We start from the raw sequence: 2,289 nt of genomic DNA, 5'->3' as shown, positions 1-2,289 counted from the left end.
CTAAAACCACTAGAATAGAAGCGTATTTGCAAGAGTTAATACTCCTAAATGAATAATTCACTAACGGGTGCGTTCGATCCTTGAAGGATTAACGCCTTTTTGTTGAACTTGTTATTAAATGTAGTGTAGTGCTTTGAAAAATCAAGATTCATTTTTAAAGAGGAGAAATCACCTAAAATTTAACAAATAATAGGTGATTTTCACTCCTTTTAAAGTACTTAGGGTTTTATAACTTTTAATCATTTTTTTGATTAATTTGCTTTGGTTTATTTTTGTTATTTTTAATATATAGATTGTCGAAAGCCACTCCACAGGCTTTAGCGTGAGTGACTGGATCGTATATCACGCTGTTTTTCAAGACTGTATAAATAAGGGCCGCTATCTTACCGCATAAATGTCCTATTGCTTTTTTCTTGTTCATTCCTTCGGCTACCTTACGGTCATAGTATGCTTTAAAGACGGTAGGCTGTTTTTGTCCGTTCGCCAAAATTATTAAGGCGATTTGATATAGGACTCTTCTGGCATCTCTAACACCGCTGTATGTCTGTCTTGTGCCATTTACTGATGTTCCTGACTGCTTGTTTTCCGCAGAAACCCCGAGATATTTCTTGAACTCTTTGTATGTACTAAATCGTTCAACGTCTCCTATGACACCAATCAAAGTACAAGCGATGTTTTCACTCACAAATGGAAGGGACAATAAAATTTCTGTATAAGGGTGAGGATCTATTCCTTTGTCAGGGTCTCCCCATAAAAGTTTATGAATCTCTTGGTCAATAAGCTTGAGGCTTTTTTCGAGTCTCAAGGCTTCTTCTATAACCCATTTTTGCCTTTCTACAAGATGTTCAGCTGGAACTGCGATGGTATTGGGCATTACTTTAGCCAATGTGTTCGCTGCTTGTTTAGCTACACTTTTTGCACCAGCTTTCAATAAAACATTATACATCTCTTCTGCTGTCGCTTCTTTCATATGAAGACCCGTAGGGTACTCTAAGACTAATTTCAATACAGAGGTGCTAGATAGGCTCTTAAATGCTTTATTTAAATCAGGATGAGTAACTTTTAAAAGCTGTTGAACCTGATTCTTTCGACGAGTTAGTTGTACGTTTAAATACCATCTGTCCCTCATCACAGTCCTAAATAAGGATTGAAGAACAGATTGAGGTCTTATAAGTGTTACACCTTGCATATGGGGATGTAGTTGTTTATGCCACCCCATATATGCCATTACTTTGGCATCCATTGAGTCCGTCTTTTCAGAGATGCCTAAGTTTTTTTGGCGAAATTCACTTACTGCACTATTCTCAACTTGAAATAGGTCATAACCTTTATTTAGTAAAACTTGCTGTACCAGATATGAATAGTGCCCTCCTGTTGGTTCCAAAAGGATTAAAAAGTCTTTTGGGGTAAGAGAGAACTGCTCTTCAATTTTTCCTAAAGCATCTAAAAACTCAGCTATACCAGCACTATCGGAGTTGAATTTCATTGTCTTCGTCCGTTTCCAGGCAATGCCTTTAGGATCCAAGAATGCATCAAACGGAATACAGGATGCAACGTGAAAGCTCGCTCCAATATCAATGCCGACATAAAACTGATAAAACTTACGCTGTCCTTGATTGTTATGCGTGTCGTTTCCATAACTAAATGGAGTAATGGTAGTGTTCATCATTTCTCCTCCTAGCCGCAGTATGACATATCTGACTATCCAAGTTTCTGTGAGAGCTTTACGCCCAATGTAGTATGTCAGGATTATATCGCCAGATATTAAATCTCATATTTAAAACAAGAGTCTAGTTTCCTAGCTCCAATCAACGATAGAGTTTCAACTGCTTTATATTGTTTTTGTTTTTCTTCAATATAGTCTCTTAAACAAAAAATAAATTACGACATAAACCTTCAAAATTCCTCCTTAAAAACAAAAAATCCTGTAAAAAAATACAGGAATGGATTTGAGTAATTAAATTGGAGTGCAGTGCCGTGTACTTGTGTAAGTGGAGTGCCCCACATCAATATTAGAGGTCTAAATATTAGCCCCATTCCAGTAAGTCGGAATCACTATAAAGGTCACTGCACACCTCTATTTTAAAGCAAAAAAAGAAATAAAAAAACCAGTGTCCTCAAACAAACGGTAGAGTTTCACCATTTGGGAACCCACGTTCAATACAAAAGTACACTGGCGTTTTTATTATAATTAAAAATAGTAAAATTGCATAATTCTTTTCTATTAACTAAGAATTAAAACACATACCTATCTGTAGTATGTAGTGTTTATAAACATAATTAAAATTA

At 35.9% G+C, this 2,289-nt stretch carries 1 protein-coding gene; it reads right to left on the bottom strand.

What is annotated here, in order from left to right:
• Nucleotides 1-235: 235 nt before the first annotated feature.
• Entirely contained in the window at nt 236-1,669 is a 1,434-nt protein-coding gene (locus tag ACSVDD_RS29835; protein ID WP_510167026.1) for an IS110 family transposase, read from the bottom strand.
• Nucleotides 1,670-2,289 lie beyond the last annotated feature (620 nt).

The sequence above is a fragment of the Azospirillum terrae genome (assembly GCF_053470425.1).
The sequence above is the reverse complement of the archived record's forward strand: the minus strand, read 5'-3'. Positions and strand labels throughout refer to the sequence as shown.